Raw genomic sequence first — 3,358 nt, 5'->3', positions numbered from 1 at the left:
TTGCTCCAGTTTCGGGAATTTCCCCAGCTCCGCCAAGTTCAATTCCCCGCTTCCGCCCCGGAGCGTCAGGCTGGTTGCGGCGGGCGCCTTTAGCCCCGGGAGAAAGGAGCCTGGGACTTCCACCCGCATTACATTTGGCAATGTCAGCGCTTCTGCTTTCTCGTAGTAACCGGACAACGTTAATTCCCGCAGTGAAGACAGACTGTTTATGGTCTTTACCGAGCCAAGCTGACTTAGAGAAGCCAGGCGTAGTTTAGTAATGGAGGCCTTGTCGGCCAAGCGCTCCAGGCTTGAAAAGTTTACATTTTCGATATCTAGCGTTTGTAGAGCAGGCATGTTTTGTACAAAGTCGATGGACTTTACATTTGTTAAATAGGACAACTGAAGCTCCTGAAGCTGGGTCAAGGCGTATAGCGGCTGCAGGTCTGTGGTTTCACTGTGCTGTATAGACAAGGATGACAGCCCGGTCATGGACGACAACCATTCGAGTTCATCGACAAAGGTGAGCGACAGGGACTTGAGCGGCAGTTTATTCAACAGAAAGAAATCCGTTACGGACTCATCTACATAGGTAATGGATAAAGAGCTCAGATTAGGAAATTCCAGCAGTAGAGCCAATTCCTGATTGCTGCGAAGCTGAGTGGAAATTTCCGTAATTTTAGACTTGTCGCTAAAGTAGCCCGAAAATTTACTAAAGGATTCGTTAAAAGCGCCTCCATAACTTTTTAATCCGGACATATGGGCCAAAGTGGTTTGGTCCGTCTGGGAGATTTCATAGGTATTCGTGAGGTCCAATGCCGTCAGTCCCTTAAAAGCTTCAAAATCTCGCTGATCAATCCGCTGGCTATTCAGTTTCTTGTCCTGAGTAACATAAGTGATCTTCTCGGCCTGTTCATCGCTGTAGGGATCGGAGAGGCTATATGTAAAATTCCACTGATCATTCTCCGAATGCGCTACGGTTAAATAGCGAAGACGAGCCAATTCCTCTTCTGTCGGCAAGGCAGACCCTTTATCGAAGATATCTCGCAAAAATGAGAGCAGAACCTCGCTTTCGGGCATCTTTCGCACAGGCAGATTGGCTTCTGTTTTTGAATAGGTGGAGCTGTTGCTATAATAAAAATATGTACCGATGGCGCCAGCTAGGACAAACATCAGTATCAGCATTAGTTTTACGGAGACAGCCTGCTTCAGCGGTGCTTTAGGGGGCGTTCCGTGGTAATGATTAATGGTCTGATCTACGTAATAGACATGATTTTGCTTCAATAAAAGCTCTGTTTCACAATAGGGACACTTTAAAATCTCACCCTCTTTGTATTCAATCCTTCCGTTGCAATTGGGACAGTTTAACGGGATAAACGCCACGAATGTCCCCTCCTTCATTATGATGGTCATAAGATCATGCTGAACGGTCATCTGACTTCATTATACCTTGTGAATTTACGTTTGATGAGAGAAAGAAGTTTCACATAGCGAAGGAGCAGGGAAATCCTGCTCCTTTTTGATCTTTTTTAAGTATGGCTGGTGGTAGGCATTATTAAATAAATCATTAAGCGATCGAAGTAATCGGGTATTTAACATGCACAGGGTACATATTTTCGCCGGGGGTTTTCACATATAAGCCGTCATTGGTGATTGTACTTTTTAGAACGATATGATCTGTTGCATCTGGCGTGAAATGAAAGGTTATTTCCTCCGTATCCTCATCTGCAATCTGATGTAAAATATCTGTCATATGGATTTTGTTTAAGCTAACCAAATCGAAGAGGTCGATGTTATGTTTCTCTTTTTTATAAATAACGATGACGTTTTCATTTTCCAAGTAATAAATATCATCACTAAAAACATTCAGGCAGTAAAACATGAATATGCCCTGGGCATGATTAGTTGCAAAATGCTGCGAAACAGGTAGTCTTTCGGATGCAAATTTATGGATAAGGCGCAAATCCTCCGCGTTAGTAACATCGAGTTTCTGAATGTTCGCAGGCTCCGGTGATTTTTTTGCCGTATAATTCATTGAAAAAAGATGTTCTTCCACAGGCTTAAACCCAAACTTGGGGTAAAAATCAAGCACCGATTCATTGGCAAAAAGGTACATGTAATCGTACTTGTTCTCGTATTCCTCTAAAACTTTATTCATTAAACGTGTAGAGAGTCCTTTCCCCCGATAATCAGGATGTGTCATCACCGTGCCGATTTGAATCGCTTTTTTCTTCTCCCCGTGAATGATGAGCTCAAGGATGTTAACAGAAACGTTGGCAATAACCTGGTCCCCATCGACATATGAATAAGGGATGTAACGCTCGCCCCAGTATCCTTGTTGATACCAATCTTCAAAATTGATCTCAAACGTGTTGACAGCTAGCTCGAAAAAACTCTTGCGCAGTGCTTCATAGTTTTTATAATTCTTCATAAATATTAATTCTTGCATGGTATTCTCCCTTAATCCTCAAAAGTGACTGTTTGTATAGTGGTACAATCCCGTATTTAACTATGTAAAATATGATTACAGGTGACAATTCTGCTGATAAGAAAGTTATTGGATATACCTCCGAAATATTATTCAGCAAATACTATAAAAATCCTCTTTAACACCGCGTTTTAAACAAACCTGGCGATGTTGGTTAAGCAGGAGTTGTAACAAGAGAAAGTGGAGTTTGGTATGGAAAGAGACGTGGTATTATCCCCTCAAGGTAGACAGTGAAAAAAGAGGTCATGTTAAAATGAACTTCAACACTAAAAACCGGAGGGGATTTTTGCTATGCCAGCGAAAAAAGGCCAAACATTTAATCAATATAGTGAAGAAACGAAGAAAGAGGCTGTTCGTCTGCGATTGAAAGAAGGTTGGACATACAGTCGGATCATGGAGAAGTTTGGTATTAAGAGTGAGAGCCAGATTATTACTTGGGTACGAAAAAGCCGAAATGGAGAGAGTTTTGAGGATTATCGAGGACGTTGGACGAAGAAGCATTTTAGCAGTGCAGAAGAAGAAAATGCTTATCTGAAAGCGCAGGTAGAAGATCTAAAAAAGCTCAATCCGAATTTACACGGAGAGGGAAGCTGGATTTCGAAGCTCGGTGCTAGTCCGTTCGAGAAATAAGCAAGTGAGCACCTGTGGTTTGGTTGTGTAAAATTGCTGAAATCTCTCGTGCGGGTTACTACAAATGGAAGAAGAATATTGTCCTCCGAGAGAAACGAGCAGATCGGGATGCGGATCTAAAAGAGCATATTTTAGGCATTCATCGGCTTCGTTCCTTATTTCGGCTACAAACGTATGCGAACCGCGTTAGGAAAGGAAGGCCTTGTGGTGAATCACAACAAGGTACGCCGCTTAATGAGAGAATTCCAGATTCGTTCCGTA

Annotated in this window: 2 protein-coding genes and 1 pseudogene; 1 reads left to right on the top strand and 2 read right to left on the bottom strand. The window is 42.5% G+C overall.

What is annotated here, in order from left to right; genetic code table 11:
- Together AMS66_RS12700 and AMS66_RS12695 are read right to left on the bottom strand one after the other, a co-directional pair.
- The coding region (locus AMS66_RS12700; RefSeq protein ID WP_236703370.1) for a leucine-rich repeat domain-containing protein at positions 1-1,263 on the bottom strand (1,263 nt) is incomplete at its 3' end.
- A 283-nt stretch (positions 1,264-1,546) separates the two neighbouring features.
- The gene (locus AMS66_RS12695; RefSeq protein ID WP_053781156.1) at positions 1,547-2,428 is read right to left on the bottom strand and encodes a GNAT family N-acetyltransferase; all 882 of its coding nucleotides are present in this window, start codon (positions 2,426-2,428) and stop codon (positions 1,547-1,549) included.
- A 330-nt stretch (positions 2,429-2,758) separates the two neighbouring features.
- Here AMS66_RS12695 and AMS66_RS31745 point away from each other — a divergent pair.
- Positions 2,759-3,358: pseudogene (locus tag AMS66_RS31745) on the top strand (IS3 family transposase); the annotation flags it as partial.

The organism is Paenibacillus xylanivorans (assembly GCF_001280595.1).
Lineage (GTDB): Bacteria > Bacillota > Bacilli > Paenibacillales > Paenibacillaceae > Paenibacillus > Paenibacillus xylanivorans.
The sequence above is the reverse complement of the archived record's forward strand: the minus strand, read 5'-3'. Positions and strand labels throughout refer to the sequence as shown.

What these genes read in the sequence shown, in the direction of transcription:
- AMS66_RS12695 (WP_053781156.1), bottom strand. Translation starts at nt 2,428, where the DNA reads ATGCAAGAATTAATATTTATGAAGAATTATAAAAACTATGAAGCACTG.